The organism is Streptomyces afghaniensis, from assembly GCF_044327915.1.
In the GTDB taxonomy this organism is placed as follows: domain Bacteria; phylum Actinomycetota; class Actinomycetes; order Streptomycetales; family Streptomycetaceae; genus Streptomyces; species Streptomyces afghaniensis.
Genome location: NZ_JBIRGJ010000002.1, coordinates 649,110 through 673,939, shown reverse-complemented (window position 1 = coordinate 673,939; position 24,830 = coordinate 649,110). Strand labels below are relative to the sequence as shown.

The 24,830-nt window shown below is 71.9% G+C and carries 23 protein-coding genes and 1 pseudogene; 12 read left to right on the top strand and 12 right to left on the bottom strand.

What is annotated here, in order from left to right; genetic code table 11:
- Positions 1 to 213 precede the first annotated feature (213 nt).
- Together ACH4G3_RS09240 and ACH4G3_RS09235 are read left to right on the top strand one after the other, a co-directional pair.
- Entirely contained in the window at positions 214 to 1,263 is a 1,050-nt protein-coding gene (locus tag ACH4G3_RS09240) for a LacI family DNA-binding transcriptional regulator (RefSeq protein ID WP_397623881.1), read from the top strand.
- Between the two features lie 94 nt (positions 1,264 to 1,357).
- Positions 1,358 to 1,534, top strand: a pseudogene (locus ACH4G3_RS09235) (IS5/IS1182 family transposase); the annotation flags it as partial.
- A 13-nt stretch (positions 1,535 to 1,547) separates the two neighbouring features.
- Here ACH4G3_RS09235 and ACH4G3_RS09230 read toward each other — a convergent pair.
- The gene (locus tag ACH4G3_RS09230) at positions 1,548 to 2,120 is read right to left on the bottom strand and encodes a dihydrofolate reductase family protein (RefSeq protein ID WP_397623880.1); all 573 of its coding nucleotides are present in this window, start codon (positions 2,118 to 2,120) and stop codon (positions 1,548 to 1,550) included.
- Between the two features lie 212 nt (positions 2,121 to 2,332).
- On the opposite strand from ACH4G3_RS09230, the gene ACH4G3_RS09225 reads away from it, so the two are divergent.
- On the top strand, positions 2,333 to 3,265 hold the full coding sequence (locus ACH4G3_RS09225; RefSeq protein WP_397624099.1) for a bifunctional helix-turn-helix transcriptional regulator/GNAT family N-acetyltransferase: 933 nt from the start codon (positions 2,333 to 2,335) through the stop codon (positions 3,263 to 3,265).
- Positions 3,266 to 3,309: 44 nt separating this feature from the next.
- Complete coding sequence (locus tag ACH4G3_RS09220; RefSeq protein WP_397623879.1) at positions 3,310 to 4,113, top strand: sugar phosphate isomerase/epimerase family protein; 804 nt, start codon at positions 3,310 to 3,312, stop codon at positions 4,111 to 4,113.
- 520 nt (positions 4,114 to 4,633) lie between these two features.
- Here ACH4G3_RS09220 and ACH4G3_RS09215 read toward each other — a convergent pair.
- Complete coding sequence (locus ACH4G3_RS09215; RefSeq protein ID WP_397623878.1) at positions 4,634 to 6,250, bottom strand: VWA domain-containing protein; 1,617 nt, start codon at positions 6,248 to 6,250, stop codon at positions 4,634 to 4,636.
- Positions 6,251 to 6,265: 15 nt separating this feature from the next.
- Positions 6,266 to 7,462, bottom strand: a complete 1,197-nt coding sequence (locus ACH4G3_RS09210) for an AAA family ATPase (RefSeq protein WP_397623877.1) — start codon at positions 7,460 to 7,462, stop codon at positions 6,266 to 6,268.
- Positions 7,463 to 7,547: 85 nt separating this feature from the next.
- Here ACH4G3_RS09210 and ACH4G3_RS09205 point away from each other — a divergent pair, with 85 nt between their 5' ends.
- Together ACH4G3_RS09205 and ACH4G3_RS09200 are read left to right on the top strand one after the other, a co-directional pair.
- Entirely contained in the window at positions 7,548 to 8,264 is a 717-nt protein-coding gene (locus ACH4G3_RS09205; RefSeq protein ID WP_397623876.1) for a GNAT family N-acetyltransferase, read from the top strand.
- A gap of 57 nt (positions 8,265 to 8,321) precedes the next feature.
- On the top strand, positions 8,322 to 8,825 hold the full coding sequence (locus tag ACH4G3_RS09200) for a GNAT family N-acetyltransferase (protein WP_397623875.1): 504 nt from the start codon (positions 8,322 to 8,324) through the stop codon (positions 8,823 to 8,825).
- A gap of 216 nt (positions 8,826 to 9,041) precedes the next feature.
- Here the strand turns inward: ACH4G3_RS09200 and rbsD are convergent, their stop codons facing one another.
- The 5 genes from rbsD to ACH4G3_RS09175 form a co-directional block, all read right to left on the bottom strand.
- Positions 9,042 to 9,431, bottom strand: coding sequence for a D-ribose pyranase (rbsD, locus tag ACH4G3_RS09195; protein WP_397623874.1), 390 nt, complete (start codon positions 9,429 to 9,431; stop codon positions 9,042 to 9,044).
- On the bottom strand, positions 9,428 to 10,330 hold the full coding sequence (locus ACH4G3_RS09190; protein ID WP_397623873.1) for a ribokinase: 903 nt from the start codon (positions 10,328 to 10,330) through the stop codon (positions 9,428 to 9,430). The genes rbsD and ACH4G3_RS09190 overlap by 4 nt, the downstream gene beginning before the upstream one ends.
- 74 nt (positions 10,331 to 10,404) lie before the next feature.
- The gene (locus ACH4G3_RS09185) at positions 10,405 to 12,354 is read right to left on the bottom strand and encodes an ABC transporter permease/substrate-binding protein (protein WP_397623872.1); all 1,950 of its coding nucleotides are present in this window, start codon (positions 12,352 to 12,354) and stop codon (positions 10,405 to 10,407) included.
- Positions 12,344 to 13,870 carry a sugar ABC transporter ATP-binding protein gene (locus tag ACH4G3_RS09180; RefSeq protein ID WP_397623871.1) on the bottom strand — a complete coding sequence of 509 codons (1,527 nt, stop codon included), beginning with the start codon at positions 13,868 to 13,870 and terminating at the stop codon, positions 12,344 to 12,346. The genes ACH4G3_RS09185 and ACH4G3_RS09180 overlap by 11 nt, the downstream gene beginning before the upstream one ends.
- Entirely contained in the window at positions 13,867 to 14,886 is a 1,020-nt protein-coding gene (locus tag ACH4G3_RS09175) for a LacI family DNA-binding transcriptional regulator (RefSeq protein WP_397623870.1), read from the bottom strand. Before ACH4G3_RS09175 ends, ACH4G3_RS09180 begins: the two co-directional genes overlap by 4 nt.
- A gap of 222 nt (positions 14,887 to 15,108) precedes the next feature.
- Here ACH4G3_RS09175 and ACH4G3_RS09170 point away from each other — a divergent pair, with 222 nt between their 5' ends.
- Both ACH4G3_RS09170 and ACH4G3_RS09165 read left to right on the top strand, forming a co-directional pair.
- Entirely contained in the window at positions 15,109 to 15,474 is a 366-nt protein-coding gene (locus ACH4G3_RS09170) for a cupin domain-containing protein (RefSeq protein WP_397623869.1), read from the top strand.
- A 79-nt stretch (positions 15,475 to 15,553) separates the two neighbouring features.
- The gene (locus ACH4G3_RS09165) at positions 15,554 to 16,201 is read left to right on the top strand and encodes a dihydrofolate reductase family protein (protein WP_397623868.1); all 648 of its coding nucleotides are present in this window, start codon (positions 15,554 to 15,556) and stop codon (positions 16,199 to 16,201) included.
- 7 nt (positions 16,202 to 16,208) lie between these two features.
- On the opposite strand, the gene ACH4G3_RS09160 is transcribed toward ACH4G3_RS09165, so the two are convergent.
- On the bottom strand, positions 16,209 to 16,997 hold the full coding sequence (locus tag ACH4G3_RS09160) for an MBL fold metallo-hydrolase (RefSeq protein ID WP_397623867.1): 789 nt from the start codon (positions 16,995 to 16,997) through the stop codon (positions 16,209 to 16,211).
- An 88-nt stretch (positions 16,998 to 17,085) separates the two neighbouring features.
- Here ACH4G3_RS09160 and ACH4G3_RS09155 point away from each other — a divergent pair, with 88 nt between their 5' ends.
- Positions 17,086 to 17,679: a CGNR zinc finger domain-containing protein gene (locus tag ACH4G3_RS09155; protein ID WP_397623866.1), complete on the top strand. Its 594-nt coding sequence runs from the start codon at positions 17,086 to 17,088 to the stop codon at positions 17,677 to 17,679.
- A 37-nt stretch (positions 17,680 to 17,716) separates the two neighbouring features.
- Positions 17,717 to 17,977, top strand: a complete 261-nt coding sequence (locus tag ACH4G3_RS09150) for a hypothetical protein (protein ID WP_397623865.1) — start codon at positions 17,717 to 17,719, stop codon at positions 17,975 to 17,977.
- A gap of 60 nt (positions 17,978 to 18,037) precedes the next feature.
- Here ACH4G3_RS09150 and uppS read toward each other — a convergent pair whose 3' ends face one another.
- The 3 genes from uppS to ACH4G3_RS09135 are packed head-to-tail and all read right to left on the bottom strand — an operon-like array spanning position 18,038 to position 20,923.
- Positions 18,038 to 19,921, bottom strand: a complete 1,884-nt coding sequence (gene uppS / locus ACH4G3_RS09145) for a polyprenyl diphosphate synthase (RefSeq protein ID WP_397623864.1) — start codon at positions 19,919 to 19,921, stop codon at positions 18,038 to 18,040.
- Position 19,922: 1 nt separating this feature from the next.
- Entirely contained in the window at positions 19,923 to 20,324 is a 402-nt protein-coding gene (locus ACH4G3_RS09140) for a DUF6114 domain-containing protein (RefSeq protein ID WP_397623863.1), read from the bottom strand.
- Positions 20,321 to 20,923: a DUF6230 family protein gene (locus tag ACH4G3_RS09135; RefSeq protein ID WP_397623862.1), complete on the bottom strand. Its 603-nt coding sequence runs from the start codon at positions 20,921 to 20,923 to the stop codon at positions 20,321 to 20,323. The genes ACH4G3_RS09140 and ACH4G3_RS09135 overlap by 4 nt, the downstream gene beginning before the upstream one ends.
- Positions 20,924 to 21,042: 119 nt before the next feature.
- Here ACH4G3_RS09135 and recD2 point away from each other — a divergent pair, with 119 nt between their 5' ends.
- Positions 21,043 to 23,322, top strand: a complete 2,280-nt coding sequence (gene recD2 / locus ACH4G3_RS09130) for an SF1B family DNA helicase RecD2 (RefSeq protein ID WP_397623861.1) — start codon at positions 21,043 to 21,045, stop codon at positions 23,320 to 23,322.
- A gap of 178 nt (positions 23,323 to 23,500) precedes the next feature.
- The gene (locus tag ACH4G3_RS09125) at positions 23,501 to 24,790 is read left to right on the top strand and encodes a citrate synthase (RefSeq protein ID WP_059415773.1); all 1,290 of its coding nucleotides are present in this window, start codon (positions 23,501 to 23,503) and stop codon (positions 24,788 to 24,790) included.
- Positions 24,791 to 24,830: the final 40 nt, after the last annotated feature.

Sequence of the window (24,830 nt, the reverse complement as noted above, 5' to 3'; positions counted from 1 at the left end):
GTCCGGACAAGACCGTGACCAGGACGAGTTGTTCGAGGGGGCGAACAACCCGGGGTCGGGGGCTTAAGGTCTGCTCGGAACCATGGCCATGGGTTCATGGGAGCCAGGGCGTCGGTTCCATCGGAACCAAGGCCACAGGTCTGTATGTGTACGAGGGCGACTCTGTATGTGTACGAGGGCGGACGACTAGATGCGCGACCGGAGGACGACGAGATGACGGTGACCCTGGCGGACGTGGCGGCCCGCGCGCAGGTCTCGCCCGCGACGGTGTCGCGCGTGCTGAACGGGAACTACCCCGTGGCCGCATCCACCCGGGAGCGGGTGCTGAAGGCCGTGGACGAGCTGGACTATGTGCTCAACGGGCCCGCGAGCGCCCTGGCCGCCGCCACCTCCGACCTGGTCGGGATCCTGGTGAACGACATCGCCGACCCGTTCTTCGGGATCATGGCGAGCGCGATCCAGGCCGAGATCGGCGGGCCGGGCGGTCGCGCGGGCGGGGAGCGGCTCGCGGTGGTCTGCAACACGGGGGGCTCTCCCGAGCGGGAGCTGACGTATCTCACGCTGTTGCAGCGGCAGCGGGCGGCGGCCGTGGTGCTGACCGGCGGGGCGATCGAGAACGCGGCGCACCAGGCGGCGATGGACGCGAAGGTGCGCAAGCTCGCGGACGCCGGGACGCGGGTGGTGCTGTGCGGGCGGCCGCCGGCGCCGGAGACCGGGGCGATCGCGCTGACCTTCGACAACCGCGGGGGCGGGCAGGAACTCACCGAGCACCTGATCGGGCTCGGACACCGGCGGCTCGGCTACATCGCGGGCCCGGAGGAACGGACGACGACCCGGCACCGGCTGGAGGGGCACCGGGCCGCGCTCGCCGCGCACGGCATCGAGGAGGACCCTCGGTGGACGGTGCACGGGCGGTACGACCGGCGGTCCGGCTACGAGGCGACGCTGGAACTGCTGCGGCGCGACCCGTCGCTGACGGCGGTCGTCGCCGCGAACGACTCCGTCGCGCTCGGGGCGTGTGCGGCGCTGCGGGACTCCGGGCTGCGGATTCCGGAGGACGTGTCGGTGGCCGGGTTCGACGATCTGCCGTTCAGTATCGACGCGGTGCCTGCGCTGACGACCGTGCGGCTGCCGTTGGCGGAGGCCGGGGCGCGGGCCGGGCGGATCGCGATGGGGCGTGAGGAGGCGCCGCACGGGGGGATCGCGTCGGTGCGGGGGGAGTTGATGGTGCGGGGGTCTTCGGGGGTGCCGCGGGTTTCCTGACCTCGGCGTTCCGCCCCGGCCTGCCGGAGGCTGCCGCCCCCGGGCTGGGCGGGCGCGGACGCCGGTGGCGTTCCAGGAGTCGAAACCGGCCTGGGTCGTGTCGGTGGACGCCACGATCGTGCGCGCTCACCGGCACGCGGCCGGGGCTCGGCCGGCGAAGGGGCCGATCATGCCATCGGCCGGTCCCGCGGTGGGCCGACCGCCATGATCCACCTCGCAGCCGATGCCCGCTGCCGCCCCCTGAATCTTTCTCACCGCCGGACAGGCCGGTTGCGGGAGCCTCGTCAGCGGACGACGTCGAAGACGTTCTTCTGCAGGCCGTTGGCGTAGACCTCGTGCTCGACGAGCTTGAGCTTCTGGGTGTCCTTGTCGGTGGTGCTGAAGAGCCGCTTGCCCGCGCCGAGCAGGAGCGGGAAGACCAGCAGGTGGTAACGGTCGATCAGGCCGGCGTCCGAAAGGCCCTGGTTCAGGGAGGCGCTGCCGTGGATGATGATCGGGCCGCCCTCGGTCTCCTTCAGCGCGGCGACGTCGTCGAGCGAGCGCAGGATCGTCGTCTCGCCCCAGTCCGACACCAGGTCGCCCTCGGTGAGGGTGGTGGAGACGACGTACTTCGGCATCTGGTTGTAGTCGGCGAATTCCTCCATGCCGGGCCACACCGGGCTGAACGCCTCGTAGCTGGTCCGGCCCAGCAGCATGGCGGTGGCTTCCTTCTGTTCCCGGTCCTTGATCTCATAGGCCTCAGGGAGGAACTCGACGTCCTTGAAGGTCCACCCGGAGTTCCGGTAACCGGGCTCGCCGCCCGGGGCCTCCACGACGCCGTCGAGCGAGACGAAAGCGGTGCTGATCAGGGTACGCATCTCAGGTTCCTCGGTTCTCGTGTCCGGTTCGCGACAGAGTCAGCCGGTGCGCTTCCGCCGCACTCGCGGCTGCGGCACACCAACCAGGATCTCTGACTGCGGATCACCGGGAAACTCATCGGCCGTCACCCAGCCTGGCGCCGGCTGTCCTGGACGTCTAGGCTCGATCCCACCGGAATCTCTGACTGAGTCAAACATCGGGGGTCGTGGCCATGACCGTCCAGGACATCCGCTCCTTCAACCGCTTCTACACGAACGTCATCGGCGCGCTCGACTACGGCCGTCACCTCTACGCGCCCTACACCCTCACCGAGTCCCGCGTGCTCTATGAACTCGCGCACGCGCCGCGCACGGACGCCGCCGATCTGCGGACCCAGCTGCACCTGGACGCCGGGTACCTGAGCCGCATCCTGAACAGGTTCGAGGAGGACGGCCTGGTCGAGCGCGGGCCGTCCGAGACGGATCCGCGCCGCCGCCGTATCACCCTCACCGAGCGCGGCCGGGAGGCCGCCGCGCTCCTCGACGAGCGGGCGCGCGAGACGGTCGGGGCGATGCTGGACACCGTGCGCGCCGAGGACCGGCCGCGACTGGCCGAGGCGTTGCGTACCGTCCGGACGATTCTGGGCGAGGGCCGGACGCCACGCCCCGAGGACGTCGTCCTGCGCGACCCCGCCCCCGGCGACCTCGGCTGGATCGTGCAGCGCAACGCCGCCCTGTACGCCGCCGAGTACGGCTTCAACCTCGACTACGAGGGCCTGGTCGCCCGGATCGTCGCCGAGTACGCCGAGGACCACGACCCGCATCTGGAGCGGACGTGGATCGCCGAGCTGGACGGCCGGCCGGTGGGGTGCGTCATGGTCGTACGGGACGACGCGCCGGGGGCCGCCCGGCTCCGGCTGCTGCTCGTCGAGCCGGACGCGCGCGGCCTGGGCATCGGGGACCGGCTGGTCGGGGCCGTCGTCGCGTTCGCGCGTGAGGCCGGCTACCGCGAGGTCGTCCTGTGGACCAACGACATCCTCGCCGCCGCCCGCCGCATCTACCAGCGCCACGGCTTCGTGCTGGTCGCGGAGAAGGCGCACCGCTCCTTCGGCCAGGACCTGGTCGGCCAGGACTGGCGACTGGATCTTCTCGCAACACCCGAGTGACCAAGGGGAGTCGTAGGCGGGGCCGCCGGGTAGGGTCCGTCCACATGAAGCTGGCGTTCTCCACCCTCGGTGTCCCCGGCCTGCCCCTGCCCGACGTCCTGCGGCTCGCGACCGCGCACGGCTACCACGGCGTGGAGCTGCGCGCCCACTCCGAGGAACCGGTCCACCCCGGCCTCGGCCCCGCCGAACGGGCCGACGTCGCGGCCGAGTTCAAGGGGTCGGGCGTAGAGATCCTGGGCCTGGCGGGCTACGCGCGGGTCGCCGCCCCGGGCGACGACGAGCCCGTCCTGGCCGAGATCCGCTCCCTCCTCGACCTGGCCCGTGACCTCGGCGCCCCGTACATCCGGGTCTTCCCCGGCGGCGACCTGGACGTCCAGACCCCCGAGGAGGCCGACGCGACGGCCGCCCGGCGGCTGGGCACGGCCGCCGAGTACGCGAACGACCTGGGCGTCCGCATCCTCCTGGAGACCCACGACTCGCACCGCACCGCCGCCGACGCCATGCGCGTCCTCGGGCTGGTCGGCCACCGCCAGGTGGGCGCGCTGTGGGACGTGATGCACACCTGGCTGGGCGGTGAACAGCCCTCGGAGACCTACGCGGCCCTCTCCCCGCACCTCGGCTACGTCCAGGTCAAGGACATCGCCTCCGCCGAGGACACGACCCCGCTCCCGCTCGGCGCCGGCGTCCTGCCGCTGGCCGAGTGCGTGGAGGTCCTCTCCCGGCACGGCTGGGACGGCTGGCTCTGCTGGGAGTACGAGAAGCGCTGGTACGAATCGGCCGCCGAACTGCCCGACCTGCTGGGCCCGGGCCGCGAGCACCTGAGCCGACTCCTGAACGACTCGGCGTGACGGCGCGCGGCACGCAGACGCCCGGGAGCGCCTGACCGGGCTGGACCACGGAGGCTCGGCGACGTCGCGGCTTGGCCCTGACGGGCCGGAGCTTGACGGTGTCGCGGCTTGGCCCTGAGGGGGCTGGTGCGCCTGCGGCCAGGAGCAGTTGACCGGGGCTGGGGCATGGGCGGCTGGGCTGTGCGGCGGCAGTCTCGTTCGGGTTCGGGCGTCGACGCCCGGGAGCGCCTGACCGGGTTGGACCACGGAGGCTCGGCGACGTCGCGGTGGCGCTGGCCACCTCGGGCACCGGCGGCTCGGCCGCATGGCGGCAGCCCTGATCAGTTCAGACACCCGCGGCCGGGAGCGCCTACCGGGCTCGGGCATGTCGTGCCGGCCCCGGCCGGGCTCCGGCCCCCGCGGCTTGGCCGTATCGCGGCAGCCGTGACCGGGGTCGGGCCCCGCGGCTCCGCCGCCTCCCGGGCCCCGAGGAACCGGCGGCGACCCGGCTCGGCCCTCTGCCGTCCCCCTCCCGGTGCGGTCAGATCACGCGGAACAGGTCGGCGGCGGCGTGGACGTCGGTGAGGTCCTCCACGGAGCGGAGGTTGTCGCACAGCGCCTCCAGCACCGAGCCGGCCTCGCCGACGCGCGGGGCGCCGACGACCAGGCCGAACACCCGGAAGCCGAGCCGGCGCTTGGCGTCGTTCCAGTCGCGCATCCACTCCTCGGTGACGCCGCAGTCGTCGTCGGTGATCATCACGATGTCGCCGCGCCTGCGGGCGGTGTCGTCGAACTCCTCCTCCAGCAGCTCTCCGGCCGCCGACAGCGGCGTCTGGTAGCTGGTGCCGCCGCCGAGGAACGTCTCCGCGAAGTCGAGGACCCGGTCCGTCCCGGCGGACCGGCCGGCCGGGAATCGGAAGACCTTGATCCTGCCGGGGGCGGAGAACAGGATGCCGACGAAGTCACGCCCCGCCTCGCGGGCCTGGTCCAGCAGCGCCAGGGCGCACCCCTTGGCCCACGCCTCCCGGGTGATCCCGCCGGGACCGGCCTCGTACATCGAGTGCGAGGTGTCCACGCACGCGATGATCGCGCCCCGGCCGGTGGCCTGCTCCCCCTGGCTGTCGTAGAGCATCAGCTCACCGGCTGCGTAGCGGACGGCGAACACCGCGCGCAGTTCCGGCACACCGAGGCCCGCCAGCTCGGAGGGGATGACCCGGGAGAGGTCGTCGCCGAGCGTGACACCGACCAGTTCCCCGGTGGCGTTCTCCACCTTGCGGGCGCGCTCGCCGCTGGCCATCTGCCGGAAGCGGCCGATCAGCTCGGCCCACTGCGCGAGCCGGCCGGTGCGCAGCCGCTCGGCGAGCCGGGCGCGCTGGTCGAACGGCATCCGTTCCAGCTCCCCGGGACCGACGCCCCACGCCCGTAGCAGCGCGGACTCCTGCCGCACGGCCTGAGCCGCCTCCGCCGTCGCGTTCCGCGCACCGGCCCGGACAGCGGAGGCCGTCGCCCCGAGGGCCTGCGCGGCGTCCTGGGCGGCCTGCCGCGCGGTGGCCTCGGCGGCTTCGGCGGTCTCGACCGCCTGTCGTACGGCGGCGGCCGGAGCCGGCACGGTGCCGGCCTCGCCGGCCTCCTCGGCGGCCTGCCGCAGCGCCTCGGCCACGGCGGACGCCGCCTCTTCGGCGTCCTGCTGCCCCTGCCCCGCCCGCCCGGCCTGTTCCCGGGCCTCGCGGGTGCGCTCCAGCAGCCCCCGCAGTGCGGCGGCCTGGGCGAGTACGGCCATGGCGGCGGCGTAGGGGTCGCCCGCCGTCTCCCGGCGCAGCTCGGTGAACCCCCGTGACTCCACGAGTGCGGTGACGACCTGGTGGTCGACCAGCCGGGAGGGATCCATCTCGGAAGGCTCGCGCAACCGCGGGCCAGCCTTGTAGGCCGCCAGGAACACGTCGGTCAGGAGGTCCGTGGCGTGGTCGTGGCGCGCGTCCAGCTCCCGGGCCAGCTCGCGCAGTGCCGCCGACTGCTCGTAGGTGTCGAGCCAGGTCATCCGGTCGAACCGGTCAGCGACCACGGCCGCGGTGTGCCGCCCGGGCACGGCGGAGGACAACCTCAGCCACTTCCCGGCCAGGCTCGCCAGCTCGTCCAGCCCGCTCGAAGCCCCCTCCACGGTCACCCCCCGGATTCAGAGCTGCGCCTGCACCATGCTCGCGTCCATGCCGAGGGCCTCGGTGAGAACCCGGGCGCGGACGGCGCGCTGGCGGCCGGTGACCCGGTCGATGGCGGCGGTGGAGCGACCGGCCGCCACGGCCTCCTCGCGCAGCTTCTCCAGCCGCTTGCCCGCCGTGGCGATCTTGTTGTGGGCCTTCTTGATGACCCAGTCGCTCAGTGCCTCGCGGGACTGCCCGGCCATGGCGTCGAGCTGCGCCTCCAGTTCGTCGATGGCGTCGGCCAGGTCGAGCGCCTCCTTGGCGTCGGGGTTGACCAGGTGCAGCACCTCGCGCTCGACGGTGGGCCGGTCGGCGGGGGAGTCCCACAGCACGTGCGTCAGCATCGACAGGTCGGTCTCGTCGACCGCCGGACGGCCGTCGAGGTACGCGGAGGCCTGGAGCAGCCCCACCGCCTGCCGCCAGCGGCGGTCGGAGGCGACGAGTTCCCTGCGGCGCAGGGCGGCGCGCAGTGTGCACACCGCGTCCACGATCGCGTCCGGGACGTCCACGGCCGGGACGGCTTCGCGCACGGCGTGCTGCAACGCCGCCAGTTCGACGGTGGTCCTGGCCGGTGCCGCCGGCTGCCGGACGGCGGACCGTACGAGCGCGGCGAAGTTGGAGGGGTTCTCCAGGTATCCCACCTCGATCCGCACCAGCAGCCGGTCGTAGATCGCCGCCGCGTCGCCCTCACTCGGCAGTTCGTTGCTCGCCGTGATGGCCCCGATGAGGGGGCAGCGGATCGGCACGCCGCCGTTCTCCGGGTGGTAGAGCCGCTCGTTGAGATAGCCCAGCGTCTCGTTCAGCGCAGCGGTGGAGCACTTGAAGATCTCGTCGATGAACGCGACGTGCGCGGTGGTGGCGCGGCCGTCGTAGACCTGGCGGTACTCGCCCCGGGCCAGCGCGGCGACGTCGATGGGGCCGAACATCCGCGTCGGCGCGGTGAACTTCGACAGCAGGATCTCCCAGTAGGCCGCGCCCTCGATCCGGCCCGTCAGCTCCCGCGCCATCTCGGACTTCGCGGTCCCGGGCGGACCGAGCACCAGCGAGTGCTGCCCTGCCAGCAGCGTCACCACCAGCGTCCGCACGACATCGGCCCGCTCGTAGAACCGCTCCGACATCTCGTCGCCGATCCTCCGCAGCCGCCTGGCGGTGTCCTGCGCGTCCACGTTCAACTCCTTGCCTGCGAAGCCGTGTTGGTCCGACGAGACGGGCCTGTGACCCGAACCTACGATGAGATGAAAGGTAGCCTGGTCCACGATGACGAACGGCGACAGCGGTGACAGCACGGCACTCGACGACCCGGTGGGCGAGTCGCTGCGAGGCCGCCACGCGGAGCTCGGCCGCCGGGCCGGCCGGGCCGCCACCTACCTGCCGGGGGTCGCGACCTTCTCGGCGGTGCCCGCCGAAGCCGACGCGGCGGACTGGGCCGATCTCGCACGGCTCCTCGGCCGGGACGCGTTCGCCGACATGTTCAGCTGCCCGGCGACCCCACCGCCGGACTGGGAGCCGGTCTTCGTCCTCGAAGGCCGCCAGATGATCTGGCCCGCCGGCAGCCGGCCCGCTCAGGCCCACCCCGCGACCGGCGACACCGACCTGGTCGAACTGGGCCGAGCCGATGTGCCCGAGATGCTCGACCTGGCCGCACGAACCAAACCCGGGCCGTTCTGGCCGCGCACCCGCGACCTCGGCACCTACCTCGGCGTCCGCGACGGCGGCAGGCTGGTGGCCATGGCGGGCGAGCGGCTCCGGCCTCCGGGATGGACCGAGATCAGCGCCGTCTGCACGGACCCCGAGGCACGCGGGCGAGGCCACGCCGCCCGCCTGGTCACCGCCCTCGTCACCCGCATCCTGGACCAGGGACAACGCCCCTTCCTGCACGTGGCCGACACGAACACCGAAGCGATCGCCCTCTACGAACGACTCGGCTTCACCAGCCGGAAGCACGTGACGTTCCGCGGCTTCCGCACCCCGTGACGCCCCCGCGGAAAGTGCGTTGCACCCCCGCTGTCCGCATGGCTAGCGTCACTCCCCATGCCCCCGACCCTGCGCACCGCCCGCCTGCTCCTCGACGCCTACACCCCGGAGGACGAAGAGGACTTCGTCGCCCTCTTCCAGGACACCAGGGTCTCCCGGTGGATGGGTGACGGGCCCGCCGCCGAGGCGGACGACCGGGCCCTGTTCGGGCGGATCTTCAGCAAGGTCTACGCCCGGGACCTGTTCGACGTGTGGGCGGTCCGGCGCGATGGGCGACTGGTCGGGCATGCGGAGATCAAGCGGACGGACGCGGTCGGCGGTCACGAGATCGTCTACGCCCTGGCCCCGGAGGCCTGGGGCAGCGGGCTCGGGACGGAGCTGGCGGAGGCGCTCGTCGGGTACGGCTTCGACACGCTCGGGCTGACCGAGGTGCACGCCACCGTCGCCGCGCAGAACGAGGCCTCCCTGCGCCTGCTCGGCCGGATCGGATTCGCGCACGTCAGGGACGTCGAGGAGGACGACGGCGGCCTCACCCGCGTGCTGACCCGGCCAGCGCGGTGATCTTTCCGAGAATCCGGCAAGAATTTCTTACTTTGCCGTGCAACCCTTCCCGCCCCTTGCGGGTCGTACTTGGTGTCAGGACTTCTGGAGGGGGATCTGGGGGGATCGCGGGGGTTCCTGACGGGAGGGGAAAAGCCGAGGGGGCCCGGTCGACGGACCGGGCCCCCTCGAAACCTCTTCGGGCCTTTCCGGCCTTGCCGGGTCTCATCCGGGGTCTCAGAAGAAGACGCCGCAGCGCAGCAGTACGTTCGCGTACGGCCGTGCCTCGCCCGTGCGGACGATCAGCCGGGCCCGGGCCGACAGTTCCTTGAGCCGCTCGTGCGACACCAGCTCCAGCGACGGGAAGTGCCCGTCCAGGAGCTCCGAAGCCTCCCGGTTCGCTCCCCGTACCTCCGTCGCCGCCGTCGCCCCCTCGACGACCAGCTCCGCCAGCAGCCCTTCCAGCACCTCCGCGAAGGCCGGCACCCCGGCCCGGAAGGCCAGGTCCACCACCCGCGGGCCGTCGGGGATGGGCATGCCCGCGTCGCACACCAGCACCCCGTCGCCGTGGCCCAGCTCGGCCAGCGCACCGGCGAGGTGACGGTTCAGTATTCCGGCTTTCTTCACTGCGCAGCGACCTCCGCCGCCGTGGGGAACGACGCCTGCGCGCCCTCCCTCGTCACGGTCACCGCCCCGACCCGCGCCGCGTACGCGGCCGCCTCCGCGAGGGACTCACCGGCCCCCAGCCGGAAGGCCAGCGCGGCGGTGAACGCGTCACCCGCGCCGGTCGTGTCCACGGCGCCCACCTTCACGGACGGCACCCGGGTGACGCCCTGCGCGGAGGCGACCAGCGCGCCCTCCGCGCCCAGCGTCACCACCACCGACCGCGGTCCCTTCGCGAGCAGGATCCGCGCCCAGTCCTCCGGGCTGTCGCCCACGGCGGCCGAGCCCAGGATCACCTTCGCCTCGTGCTCGTTGACGATCAGCGGATCGCACGCCGCCAGCACCTCCTGCGGAAGGGGGCGCGGCGGCGAGGGGTTCAGCACGAAACGGCTCTCAGGCGCCAGGTTCCGTACGACCTCCACCACCGTCTCCAGCGGGATTTCCAGCTGCGCCGAGACCACCCGGGAGGCGTGGAAGAGGCTCCCGGCGGCCCTGACGTCGTCCGGGGCCAGCCGGCCGTTCGCGCCCGGCGAGACCACGATGCTGTTGTCCCCGGACGGGTCGACCGTGATCAGCGCGACCCCGGTCGGCGCGCCGCCCACCAGGACACCCACCGTGTCCACGCCGGCCGAGCGCTGCGAGTCCAGCAGCAGCCGTCCGTACGCGTCGTCGCCGACCCGGGCCAGCAGAGCCGTACGGGCTCCGAGCCGGGCGGCCGCGACCGCCTGGTTCGCCCCCTTGCCGCCCGGGTGGACGGCCAGGTCGGAGCCGAGCACGGTCTCGCCGGCACCGGGCCGGCGCTCGACACCGATCACCAGGTCGGCGTTGGCCGACCCCACGACCAGGAGGTCGTAGTCGTACATGAGTTTCTCCCCACATGAGTGACATGGGCGGGCGGCCCCACCAGGAGTGGATGACCGCCCGCCGTTCCCCGATGTCAGCCGCTGAACCCGGCCACGTTCTCCTTCGTGACCACCTTCACCGGCACCTTCACCGTCTCCTCGACCTTCTTGCCCTGGAGTGCCTTCAGGGCGTTGTCCACGGCGATCTTCCCGAGCTGGGACGGCTGCTGTGCCACGGACGCGTACAGCGTGCCGCCCTCGACCGCCTTCAGCCCGTCAGGCGTGCCGTCGAAGCCGACCACGGAGACCGACTTGCCGGCCTTGGAGCCCAGGGCCTTGATCGCGCCGAGCGCCATCTCGTCGTTGGCGGCGATGACGCCCTGGACGTCCGGGTGGGCCTGCAGCAGGTTCGACATCACGTCGAGGCCCTTGGTGCGGTCGAAGTCGGCCGGTTGCTGGGCGACGACCTGGATGCCCGGGTAGGCCTTGAGGCCGTTCGCGAAGCCCTGGGCGCGTTCGCGGGCGGCGGAGGTGCCGGCCTGCCCCTGGAGAATCACGATCTTGCCCTTGCCGCCCAGCTTGTCGGCGATGGTCTTCGCGGCGAGTTCGCCGCCCGTGACGTTGTCGGAGGCGACCAGGGTGTCGGTCCTGGCGTTGTTGACGCCGCGGTCGACGGCGATGACCGGGATCTTCGCCTGGTCGGCGGCCTTCACGGAGTTGCCCGCCGCGTCCGAGTCGACCGGGTTGACGATGATCGCGCCGAGCCCGGAACTGGTGAAGTTCTGGAGCTGGTTGGCCTGCTGGGAGGCGTCGTTCTGGGCGTCCGTGACGGTCAGGTCCACGCCCAGCTTCTTGGCCTCGGCCTGGGCGCCCGCCCGGATCTGCACGAAGAAGGGGTTGTTGAGGGTGGACAGCGACAGGCCCATCTTCGGGGTGCTCGCCGAGGAGGAGCCGTTGTGCAGGAAGGACGTGGCGCCGACGATCGCGACGGTGACCACGGCCGCGAGCGCGTAGGTCGTCGCCTGCTTGCCCTTGCCGCCGCCCGCGCCGCCCGCGACCGGGGTCACCCCGGCCTTGCGGCGGGCCGTGTCGAGCAGCACCGCCAGCGCGATGACGACGCCGATGACGACCTGCTGCCAGAACGCCGACACGTTCAGCAGGTTCAGCCCGTTGCGCAGCACGGCGAGGATCAACGCGCCGATGAGCGTGCCGGAGGCCTTGCCCGTACCGCCCGCGAGGGAGGCGCCGCCGATGACGACCGCGGCGATCGCGTCCAGTTCGTAGCCGTCGGCGGCCTGGGGCTGTGCGGAGGACAGCCGGGCGGCGAGGACGACACCGGCGACGGCGGCGAAGACGCCCGAGAAGGCGTAGATCGCGAGCTTCTGCCTCTTCACGCGCAGGCCGGACAGCCGCGCGGCCTCCTCGTTGCCGCCGATCGCGTACATGGAGCGGCCGATGTACGTCCGGCCGAGCACGAACGCGGCGATCAGGCCCATCACGACCATGACGAGCACCGGCACCGGCAGCCAGCCGCCGAGCGTGTCGCCCAGGCGGGAGACCGAGTCGGGGAAGGCGATCGGCGAGCCCTCGGAGATGACCAGCAGCAGACCGCGGGCCACCGACAGCATGGCCAGCGTCGCGATGAACGGCGGCAGCTTGCCGTAGGAGATCAGGATGCCGTTGACCAGGCCGCACGCGATGCCGGTCGCGATGGCGAGCAGGACCGCGAGGAACACGGGGACGCCCGCCGAGGTGGCGCTCCACGCGAGGACCGTGGCCGACAGCGCGGCGACCGAGCCGACCGACAGGTCGATGCCCGCCGAGACGATCACGAAGGTGACGCCGAAGGCGAGGATGGCGGTGACGGCCGCCTGGACGCCGACGTTCAGGAGGTTGTCGGTCGTCAGGAAGTCGCCGGACAGCGCCGACATCGCGACGACGAGGACGATGAGCGCGGTGAGCGCGCCGTTGTCGAGCAGGAGACGGCGCAGGCCGCCCGAGGCGCCACCCGCGCCCGCCGTGCTCTTGAGCGTGTCAGTGGCCACGGGAGGCCTCCGTTCCGGTCGTGGTCGTCGGAGTGCTGACGGCGAGTGCCATCACGGCGTCCTGGGTCGCCTCGTCGGCGGAGAGTTCGCCGGCGATCCGGCCCTGCGCCATCACCAGGACCCGGTCGCTCATGCCGAGCACCTCGGGCAGATCGCTGGAGATCATCAGGACGGCCGCGCCGGCGGCGGTGAGTTCGTTGACGAGCTGGTAGATCTCGACCTTGGCGCCGACGTCGATACCGCGTGTCGGCTCGTCGAGGATCAGCACCTTCGTGTCGGCGAGCAGCCACTTGCCGATGACGACCTTCTGCTGGTTGCCGCCGGAGAGCGTGCGCACGTGCTGGCCGAGGCCCGCCATCCGCACACCGAGCTGCCCCGCGATCCGCTCGGCGGCCTCGCGCTGGGCCTTGAGGTCGACGAGCCCCGCGCGCGTGGCCGACCGCAGGGTCACAAGGCCGAGGTTCTCCTCGACCGACGCGTCCAGCACCAGGCCCTGACCCTTGCGGTCCTCGGGGATGAGCCCGATGCCCGCGGTCATCGCCGCGTTGACGTCGTACTTGGGGACGGTGGAACCGGCGACCTTCACGGCCCCCTTGTCGTACGGGTCCGCCCCGAACACGGCCCGTACGACCTCCGTACGGCCGGCGCCGACCAGCCCCGCGATGCCGACCACCTCACCGGCGTGCACCTCGAAGCTGACGTCGTGGAAGACACCGTCCCGGGTGAGTCCCTCGACGGACAGCAGGGCGGCACCGCGGTCGGCCCGCTCGCGCGGATACTGCTGCTCGATCGACCGCCCCACCATGAGCCGTACGAGCTCGTCCTCCGGGGTGGAGGCCGGGACCTGCCCGACGCTCCTGCCGTCCCGGATGACCGTCACCCGGTCGCCCAGGGCGGCGATCTCCTCCAGGTGATGTGTGATGAACACGATCCCGACGCCGTCCTCGCGCAGCGTGCGCGCGATCGCGAAGAGCTTCTCGACCTCCTCGGAGGTGAGCACGGCGGTCGGCTCGTCCATGATGAGCACGCGCGCGTCGAGGCTGAGCGCCTTGGCGATCTCGACCATCTGCAGGCGCGCGATACCGAGTTCGCGCACCCGCGCGCGGGGCGACACATTCACACCCACGCGCGCGAGGAGGACCTCGGCGTCGGCCTCCATCCGCTTCCGGTCGATCACCCCGAACCGGCGCGGCTGCCGCCCCAGGAAGATGTTCTCGGCGACCGTCAGATCCGGAACCAGGTTGAACTCCTGGTAGATGGTCGCGATCCCGAGCCGCTCGGAGTCCTGCGCACCCTGGATGCGCACCTCCTCGCCGCCGACCAGGATCCGCCCGGCGTCGGGCGTGTAGGCGCCGGAGAGCATCTTGATGAGGGTGCTCTTGCCCGCGCCGTTCTCACCGAGCAGCACATGCACCTCGCCCCGGCGCAGGTCGAAGTCCACGCCGTCCAGCGCGACCACACCCGGGAAGGTCTTGCGTATGCCCTCGATGCGCAGCAACTCGTCCGGGTTGCTCACGTCGTGCTCCTTTGCACTGGGGAGGGGGACTCGCCGCACGAGCGGCGTACGACGAGACGGGCGGCGAGGGTGACGGACTCGCCGGGCCGTCCCTCGATGCGGTCGACCAGGGCCCGTACGGCGGCCCGGCCCAGCTCGCCCGTGGGCTGGGCGATCGCGGTGACCGGCGGGTCGGTGTGCACGAACCAGCGGATGTCGTCGAACGCGGCCAGCGCGATGTCGTCGGGAACCCGCAGTCCACGCGCGCGTACGGCGTCCAGCGCGCCGAGCGCCATCAGGTTGTCCGCGGCGAACACGGCCTCGGGCGGTTCGGCCAGGTCGAGGAAGCCCTCGGTGACCCGCCGCCCGCTCTCGGCCTGGAAGTCGCCCTGGCCCGTGTAGGCCTCGGGGAGGTCGAGCCCGTGCTCCTGGAGAGCCTCCCTGAAGACCTCCACGCGCTCGCGTCCGGTCGTGGTCGCCGCCGGACCCGCGATGATCGCGACCCGCCGGTGCCCGAGCCCGTACAGATGCGCCACGAGATCCCGCACGGCGGCCCGGCCGTCCGCACGGACCACCGGCACGTCCACGCCCGGGATCCACCGGTCCACGAACACCATGGGCGTCCCCGCCCGCGCGGCGTCCAGCATCAGCGGCGAGCCGCCGTCCGTGGGGGAGACGAGCAGCCCGTCGATCCGCCGGTCCAGCAGGTTGCGAACGTGGTGGTCCTGGAGGTCGGGCCGCTCGTCGGCGTTGCCGATGATGACGCTGTAGCCGAGCGCGCGGGCCTCCTCCTCGACGGAGCGGGCCAGTTCGGTGAAGTACGGGTTCAGTACGTCGCTGATGACCAGACCGAGGGTGTGGGTCTGGTCGGTGCGCAGGGAGCGGGCGACGGCGTTCGGGCGGTAGCCCAGGGACTCGACGGCGGCCAGCACGCGCGTGCGTGCGTCGGCGCTGACCGACGGGTGGTCGTTCAGGACGCGCGAGACCGTGGCGACCGATACGCCTGCCTCGGCAGCGACGTCCTTGATGCTGGCCACCGCCGCTCCACCTCCTTGTGGATCAGTCGTGGGAGCACGTGCTGAGTGCTCGTGGAATCGATTACATCGACGGAGGGATGGAATCGATTACACGCCGGTAAATCAAGACCCCGAAGGCACCTCTTGACCGGATCGTGATGTCGCGGGCCGCTCCCCGGCGGTTCAGGGTGGAGGGAGGAGATCCGTTGTCGCGAGGCCCGGCGGGGCCGGAGCGGAGGAGTCATGACGGCGGCGGCCCGGAACGACGTACCCGTCGCCCTGGAGGGCGACGGCGTGGAACTGCGCCTCATGCCGATCGGGGGCGGCATGTCGGTGGGCTACATCAGCCTGCCCCAGGGCACGGACATGGGCCCGGCCCTCAAGGGCATGCCCGACGACGCGTGCCAGTGCCCCCACTGGGGCTATCTGCTGAAGGGCCGGATCAGGATGCGCACGGCGTCCGGCGAGGAGGAGTACGAGGCGGGTCAGGCGTACTACTGGGGCCCCGGCCATGTCCCGGTCGCCCTGGAGGACAGCGAGTTCGTGGAGTTCTCCCCGAGCGAGGACTTCCAGCAGGTGATCGACCACGTGGTCGCGCAGGCCGGGTGAACCGGGGGGAATCGCCGGGCCGCCGATGAGTTTCGCCGGCCCGGGCGGTCCAACCCCCAACGACCACAGAAGGAGTGCCGTGCCCCAGCTACTGCGCGTACAGAACTTCAACGTCTCGAGTGACGGCTTCGGTGCCGGTGAGAACCAGAGCCTGGAGCGGCCGTTCGGCCACGCCGACCCGGGGGAGATGTTCGCTTGGGCGGGCGCCACGGCGAGCTGGCCCAACCGCACAGACCCTGGCGGGAGCCGCGGTCTCGACGACTACCTCACGCGGGACTTCACCAACAACATCGGCGCCGAGATCATGGGCCGCAACAAGTTCAGCCCCCAGCGCGGGCCCTGGCAGGACCACGAGTGGAAGGGCTGGTGGGGTGACGAGCCGCCGTTCCACACGCCGGTGTTCGTCATGACCCACCATGAGCGTCCCTCGTTCACGCTGTCCGACACCACGTTCCACTTCGTCGGCGGCGACCCGGCCGACGTCCTGGAGCAGGCGCGCGAGGCGGCCGGCGGCAAGGATGTCCGGCTCGGCGGCGGGGCGGCCACCATCCGGGAGTTCCTCGACGCCGACCTGGTGGACGCGCTGCACGTGGCGGTCTCGCCCGGCGTGGTCATCGGGTCCGGCTCACGGCTCTGGGAGTCCCCCGAGGAGCTGTTCGACCGCTTCCACTGCGATGTGGTGCCGAGCCCCAGCGGGGTGGTCCATCACCTGTTCTGGAGGAAGTGACGGCAGGTCAGGCGTCCTTGCCCCAGTCCAGCCGGTCGGCGAGCCCGGCGGCGGTGAAAGCGGCCTCCAACTCGTCACGGCCCTCGGTGAAGTGGGCCCAGCTGTCGTAGTGGACGGGGACGACCCGGCGGGCGCCGAGGATCCGCGTGGCCTCGGCGGCCATGGCGCTGTCCAGGACGAGGACCTTTCCGTCGAAGACGTCGGCGAAGCGCGGCGCGCCGGCGAACAGGATGGCGGTGTCCACGGGGGCGAAGCGCTCGGCGGTCTCCTTCACCGCGTCGAGCGAGGCGTTGTCGCCGCTGACGTAGACGGTGGGCAGGCCCTCGCCGGTCAGGACGAACCCGACGACCTGGCCGGTGATCGGCTCGACCTCCTCACGGGGGCCGGGGCCGTGGATCGCGGGCACGCCCGTGACGGTGACCGTGCCGCCGTCGGGGCGGTCGAGCTCGACGGACTGCCAGTCGGCCAGGCCCGTGGCCTTCGCGCCGAGGCGCTGTCCGCCCCCGGGGGTGGTGAGGGTGAGCGGGACGTCGGCGAGCAGGGCCCGGCCGGAGGTGTCGAGGTTGTCGGCGTGCTCGTCGTGCGAGAGGAGCACCACGTCGACGGGGCCGAGTTCGGCGGGTGTGCCGGCGGACGGGGCGGTCTTCGTCAGGACCACGGCGGGCGCCGGGAAGTCGCCGGGGCCGTCGAAGGTCGGGTCGGTCAGGAAGCGCAGGCCGCCGTACTCGAAGAGGGCGGTCGGGCCGCCGAACACGCGGACGGGGAAGGGGGCGGTCGTCGTGGTAAGCGCGGACATGAAGGAATCCTCACGGATAGATGCGTTCGAACCGTGAGACGACCGTAGTGGCTTCTCACGGATACATGCAAGCCGTACCATGAGAGATATGCAGGAGCCCGTGATCGACCAGCCCGCCCCGCCACCCGCGCAGGGCGAGGAGGAACACCCCTCCCTCGCCCTCGCCAACAGCGCGATCGCGCTGCCCGGCGGGCACACGGTCGACCTCCTGGGCACCCCGGCGCAGACGAACCACTGGCTGACCCAGCGCGGCCTCGCCCCGGTCGACGCCGGCATGCGGGAGATGTGCGCGACCCAACTGCGCTCACTGCGCGAACAGATCAGGTCGCTGTTCGCCGCCCGTGCCGAAGGCCTGCCCGCCCTCCCCGCGGCCGTGGCGGCCGTCAACGACGCGATGACCCGGGTCCCCACGGCCCCGCTGCTGCGGTGGGACGACAAGACCGGCCCCTACCGCACGGCCCCCCACCCCACCACCGCGATCGTCGACCTGGCCCTGGCCACGCTCGCCGCCGACGCCGCCGACCTGCTCACGTCCCCCGACGCCGAACGCCTCACCGCCTGCGGCTCCCCGCCCTGCACCCGCTACCTGCTCCGCCACGGCCGCCGCCAGTGGTGCTCCACCCGCTGCGGCGACCGCGCCCGCGCGGCTCGCGCCTATGCCCGCCGCAGCAACACGCGATGACCCGGTCACTTCTTCACCCGTGTGGGACGGTTCGACCATGACCAGCGACTACGACCGTCTCCGTAACGGCATCGAGTTCATGACCGCCTACGTCTCGGGCAACGACCTGCTGACGGCCTACGTGACAGAGCGACGGCGCGAGGACCCCATGGCGACCGAGGCCCTCATGGACGGGGCGGCAGCCCTCTGCGCCCTGCTGCTGCGCAAGATGGCCCGGGATGTCGGGAAGACCGAGCACGAGCTGCTCCAGGAACTGGCCCGCGGCACCCACCGGCACGAGCGGCAGTCCGGAGAGTGACGGCCGTCAAGGAAGGTCACACAAGGGCCTGACCGCCGGACCCCGGCCGGTACCGGCGGCTCACGCCCCGTGCCCAGGCCGGGCCTGGGCGGGAATGCGGGGGACGGAGCCGTAGCGGCGGGCGCGGCGGGCGTACTGCTCGATCGCGTCCCAGAGGTCGCGGCGGTCCACCTCCGGCCACGGGGTGCCGAGGAACAGCAGCTCGGCGTAAGTGGCCTGCCAGGGCAGGAAGTTGGAGGTGCGCTGGTCGCCGCCGGTGCGCAGCAGCAGGTCGACGTCCGGCAGTTCGGGTACGTGCAGGTGGCGGGCGAAGGCGTGCTCGGAGACCGAGGCGGGATCGATCCGCCCGGCGACCGCCTCTTGCGCGAGGTGCGCCGCGGCTGCCGTGATCTCGGCCCGGCCGCCGTAGTTGAGGCACACGGTCAGGGTGAGCCCGGTGCGGTCGCGGGTGCCCTGCTCCGCGTCGACGAGTGTTTCGATGACGTCGGCCGGCAGGCGGGAGCGCAGCCCGGCCCAGCGCACGCGGACGTCCAGCGGCTTGGCGTCGTCCGTGATCCGCCGCAGCTGCCGGGGGATCTCGTCCATCAGCGCGTGCAGTTCGTCAGCCGGGCGTTTCCAGTTCTCGGTGGAGAACGCGTACACGGTCAGGTACTTCAGTCCGATCTCCAGGGCGCCGTGGACGACGTCGACCAGTGCGTCGGCGCCCGCTCGATGGCCCTCGGTGCGCGGCAGGCCCCGGGCGGTGGCCCAGCGGCCGTTGCCGTCCATCACGATCGCGACGTGGCGCGGCACGGCCCCGGCGGGCAGCCGCGGCGGGCGGGCACCGGACGGGTGCGGCGCCGGAGGGACGACCGGTCGCCGCTCGGTGGCGACAGGGCGTGCTTCGGTCGTGAGCGAGCGCGCCGCGCCGGCACCGGCCAGTCCTGCGGGCGGGCCGGCCGGTTCCGGCGGCGGGCAGGGCCGTACGGGGAACGGGAACAGGGACCAGGCCAGCGCGACCCGCGTCCGGGCGGGCAGCAGCACGCGCAGCCGGGCACCTCCCGGCAAGGCCGGGCGGCGGAGCAGCAGCGCGGCCGGAGTGTCGGCGGCGGCCCTCAGGCGCAGCCGGTACAGGTCTGTGTACGCGCCGAGCGCGATGCCGACCGCCGGGTGCAGCACGGGCGGCACCGGTGTCCGGTCCAGCCAGCCACGGGCACGGTCGGCCAGGCTGCGCACCAGTTCTTCGAAGGCGGGGGTGCTGCGCCGGTCCAGGAGGTCGGCGCGGCGTACGCCGGCCCCGTCCAGGGCCTCTTGCGGCAGCGGCACATGGCCGTCGGCCAGGTCTTCGGAGAGGTCGACGAGGGCGTCGGTGAGGATGATGGCGTCCGCTGCCGTCTGCCACGCCACCGCCGCCTCCGGTACCACCGAGGCGATCGACTCGGGTTCGGCGGACAGGCCCCCTACCCGCATCATCAGGGAGGCCGCGCGCAGCACGAACGGGGTGGTGACGAGGCCGTTGTAGCGTCGCCACTCCTCCCACGTGGCGAACCGGCGCCCGTGGACGTCCAGGCGCAGCTGCTCGAACAGGGTGTGCATGAATCCCGGCGGCAGGTTCCAGGTGAGCATGGTGTGGATCAGCGCCTGCCGTACCGGGTCGGTGCTGCGGCCGTCGCGCAGGTCGGCGTCGAACGCCGAGATCCACGCCTCCAGCCGTTCGGCGCGCCCGGCGTCCTTCGTGTCCGACGGCTGCGCCGTGTCGACCAGGCAGTCCACCGCCGACCCGGCGCCGTACAACGCCCAGGTCGCGATCCGCAGGGGCGGCGGGAGCAGCAGCGAGACGGCGTACTCGATCTCGCCCCGGGCGCGGGTGGCGCGGCGGCATGCCTCGTAGCCGCGGCGCAGGACCGGGTCGTGGATGCCGCTGCTCCGGTAGACCCGGGAGAGGTGCACGGGCAAAGGCCTCACCTCACGCCTCCTCTCGGGCCGAAGGCGCCTGCTGGGGGACCCAGGCCAGGGCCAGGGCGCTGCCGACGGCGGTGAGCAGGAAGCCGAGGAGCAGACCGCCGAGGTTGGCGGCCACCAGGCTGACCAGGGACAGTACGCCGGCCAGGACGCCGGAGAAGCAGCGCAGGGCCGGATTGCGCCACGTCGTCACACCGGCGACGACGAACAGGGCGCCCAGGGTCCACGAGGCCGCGCCCGCGGTGCCGGTGAACCGCAGGAATCCCAGCCCCACCCAGGAGACGCCGATCAACTCCAGCCCGCCGAGGGCGAGCAGCAACCCCGCCGCGAACGGGCGGCCCTGACGCCACGCGGACCACCCGGCAGGCCACGCGGACCACCCGGAGGACCGGATCGCCGCGCTCATCGGGCCGCTCCCGGCTCGCAGCCGCCCTCGGCCCGGCGCACCTCGATGGCCACACCCCGGGAGGTGATCGTCCCGGCCGTGAAGGCGTGCGGCCGCGTGGTCACCCTGCTGCCGCTGACCTGCTCCGCGCCGACGGTGAACAGGCCCGTGGGCCGGTCCGGGGAGGTCTGCGGTGTGCCGAACCTCGCGCCGGACAGCTTCACCGACCCGGCAGTGGTCTTGCCCGTCTCCACGGTCAAGCCGGTGGCCGACGCACGCTCGATCCGCACGACGGCCGTCACCGCGCCGACGACCGGCAAGCGGGCAGTGGAGGTCACGCAGGCGTCGTGCACGGTGGCCCGCTCCACTCGCGTGGCCAGCGCCGGCAGCAGACCGCCACGCCCGGAGGCGCCCGGAGAGGCCGAGACACCCGACCCGGCCACCCGCGCGGCATGGACCGTGACCGGCACCTCCCCCGCGAACGCCACGGAGACCGCCCCCGCGGCGCTTCCGGCCAGCAGGGCGGAGGCACCCAAGAGCAGGGGTGCCAGGGCCAGGGCGAACCGCAGGCGGCTCGTGCGCCCGGCCCGCGCCGTCACGGGGCTGTTGTTCTTGATCACGCCTGGCCCAACGACCGTTCCGGACCGAAGTACTGCCGAACTCACTATCGGCCGATACGACTGGACCCACGCCCCCACCGCCCACTCCGGCTGTCACCCCCCGGCGGTACGGTCGGATCATGCCCAACCAGACGGGAACCCCCGCCGGAGAACGGCGGCTCGCCGTGCTCGAAGGCGTTCTCGAGCGGATCACGTACGCCAACGAGGAGAACGGCTACACGGTCGCCCGGGTCGACACCGGCAGAGGCGGCGGCGACCTGCTCACGGTCGTGGGCGCGCTGCTCGGTGCCCAGGTCGGGGAGTCCCTGCGCATGGAGGGCCGCTGGGGCTCGCATCCCCAGTACGGCAAGCAGTTCCACGTGGAGAACTACACGACCGTCCTGCCGGCCACCGTCCAGGGCATCCGCCGCTACCTCGGCTCCGGCCTGGTCAAGGGCATCGGCCCGGTCTTCGCCGACCGCATCACGCAGCACTTCGGCCTGGACACCCTCCAGATCATCGAGGAGGAGCCCAAGCGGCTCATCGAGGTCCCGGGCCTCGGGCCCAAGCGGACGAAGAAGATCGCCGACGCCTGGGAGGAACAGAAAGCCATCAAGGAGGTCATGCTCTTCCTCCAGACCGTCGAGGTGTCCACGTCCATCGCCGTGCGGATCTACAAGAAGTACGGCGACGCCTCCATCTCCGTCGTGAAGAACCAGCCCTACCGCCTCGCCGCCGACGTCTGGGGCATCGGCTTCCTCACCGCCGACAAGATCGCCCAGTCCGTCGGCATCCCGCACGACAGTCCGGAGCGCGTCAAGGCGGGCCTGCAGTACGCGCTGTCGCAGGCCACCGACCAGGGCAACTGCTACCTCCCGGAGGAGCGGCTGATCGCGGACGCGGTGAAGCTGCTCCAGGTCGACACCGGGCTCGTCATCGAGTGCCTCGCGGAGCTGGCCGAGGTCCCCGAGGACGGCGGCGACCCCGGGGTCGTACGGGAGAAGGTTCCCGGTCCCGACGGCGGCTCGGAGCCGGTCACCGCCGTCTACCTCGTCCCGTTCCACCGCGCCGAACTCTCCCTCTCCGCCCAGCTGCTGCGCCTCCTGCGCACCGAGCAGGACCGGATGCCGGGCTTCCGGGCGGTGACCTGGGACAAGGCCCTCGGCTGGCTGAGAACGCGCACCGGCGCCGACCTCGCCCCCGAGCAGGAGGCCGCCGTCAAACTCGCGCTGACCGAGAAGGTCGCCGTCCTCACCGGCGGCCCCGGCTGCGGCAAGTCCTTCACGGTCCGCTCCATCGTGGAGCTGGCCCGCGCCAAGAAGGCGAAGGTCGTGCTCGCCGCCCCGACCGGCCGGGCCGCCAAGCGCCTGTCCGAGCTCACCGGCGCCGAGGCCTCCACGGTCCACCGCCTGCTGGAGCTGAAGCCCGGCGGCGACGCGGCCTACGACCGGGACCGCCCGCTGGACGCCGACCTGGTGGTGGTCGACGAGGCGTCCATGCTGGACCTGCTTCTCGCCAACAAGCTGGTGAAGGCGGTCCCGCCGGGAGCCCATCTGCTGTTCGTCGGGGACGTGGACCAGCTGCCCAGCGTCGGCGCGGGCGAGGTGCTGCGCGACCTCCTGGCCGACGGGAGCCCGATCCCCGCCGTCCGCCTCACCCGGGTGTTCCGGCAGGCCCAGCAGTCGGGCGTGGTGACGAACGCGCACCGGATCAACGCCGGCCAACACCCGCTCACCGACGGCATGAAGGACTTCTTCCTCTTCGTCGAGGACGACACGGAGGAGGCGGGGCGGCTCACGGTGGACGTGGCGGCGCGGCGGATCCCGGCCAAGTTCGGGCTGGACCCCCGCCGGGACGTGCAGGTCCTCGCCCCCATGCACCGGGGCCCGGCCGGCGCGGGCACCCTCAACGGCCTGCTCCAGCAGGCCATCACCCCCGGCCGTCCCGACCTGTCCGAGAAGAGATTCGGCGGACGGGTGTTCCGTGTCGGCGACAAGGTCACCCAGATTCGCAACAATTACGAGAAGGGCAAGAACGGCGTCTTCAACGGCACCGTCGGTGTGGTCACCTCGCTCGACCCGGTCGACCAGCGCCTGACGGTGCTGACGGACGAGGACGAGGAGGTTCCGTACGAGTTCGACGAGCTCGACGAGCTGGCTCACGCCTATGCCGTGACCATCCACCGCTCCCAGGGCAGCGAGTACCCGGCGGTCGTCATCCCGGTCACCATGGGCGCCTGGATGATGCTCCAGCGGAACCTGCTGTACACGGCGGTCACCCGGGCCAAACAGCTGGTCGTCCTCGTCGGTTCGCGCAGGGCGATCGGCCAGGCGGTGCGCTCCGTTTCCGCGGGCCGCCGGTGCACGGCACTCGACTTCCGGCTCGGTTCGCAGAAAAATGATCGATCAAATGAGTCGTGAAGGTCACAGAGCACTTCCAGAAGGGGAACACAGGGGGCAGGATGAGGAAGTTGGCGGCACTCAGTGCCGCCTATAGGCCCGATGGTCGACCCCGAGTGCACTCTCCTGAGCCGAGTGGGGGATGGTAGAGACAGTCAGGGCACCTCGAAGAAGAGGCACAACGTCGGTGAGGGATGACGTGAGCGACAACTCTGTAGTATTGCGGTACGGCGACGGCGAGTACACCTACCCGGTGATCGACAGCACCGTCGGTGACAAGGGCTTCGACATCGGCAAGCTCCGCGCCCAGACCGGTCTGGTGACGCTGGACAGCGGTTACGGCAATACCGCCGCCTACAAATCCGCCATTACCTACCTGGACGGCGAAGCGGGCATCCTGCGGTACCGCGGCTACCCGATCGAGCAGCTGGCCGAGCGCTCCACCTTCCTGGAGGTCGCCTACCTGCTGATCAACGGCGAGCTGCCGACCGTCGACGAGCTCTCGACGTTCAAGAACGACATCACGCAGCACACCCTGCTGCACGAGGACGTCAAGAACTTCTACAAGGGCTTCCCGCGCGATGCCCATCCGATGGCCATGCTGTCCTCGGTCGTCTCGGCGCTGTCCACGTTCTACCAGGACAGCCACAACCCGTTCGACGAGCGTCAGCGCAACCTCTCCACGATCCGCCTGCTCGCCAAGCTCCCGACGATCGCGGCGTACGCGTACAAGAAGTCGATCGGCCACCCGTTCGTCTACCCGCGCAACGACCTGGGCTACGTCGAGAACTTCCTCCGCATGACCTTCTCGGTCCCGGCGCAGGAGTACGAGCTGGACCCGACCGTGGTCTCCGCGCTCGACAAGCTGCTGATCCTGCACGCGGACCACGAGCAGAACTGTTCGACCTCCACGGTCCGGCTGGTCGGTTCCTCGCAGGCGAACATGTTCGCCTCGATCTCCGCCGGCATCAACGCCCTGTGGGGCCCGCTGCACGGTGGCGCCAACCAGTCCGTGCTGGAGATGCTGGAGGGCATCCGCGACTCCGGCGGCGACGTCGACTCCTTCATCCGCAAGGTGAAGAACAAGGAGGACGGCGTCCGCCTGATGGGCTTCGGCCACCGGGTCTACAAGAACTTCGACCCCCGCGCCAAGATCATCAAGGCCGCCGCGCACGACGTGCTGTCCGCCCTCGGCAAGTCCGACGAGCTGCTGGACATCGCGCTGAAGCTGGAGGAGCACGCGCTCTCCGACGACTACTTCGTCTCGCGCAGCCTCTACCCGAACGTGGACTTCTACACCGGCCTGATCTACCGGGCCATGGGCTTCCCGACCGAGATGTTCACGGTTCTGTTCGCCCTCGGCCGGCTGCCGGGCTGGATCGCCCAGTGGCACGAGATGATCAAGGAGCCGGGCTCCCGCATCGGCCGCCCGCGCCAGATCTACACGGGCGTCGTCGAGCGCGACTTCGTGCCCGTCGAGGAGCGCTGAGGCGCAGTACCACCGCTCGGCCCCCGTATCCGCACTCGTG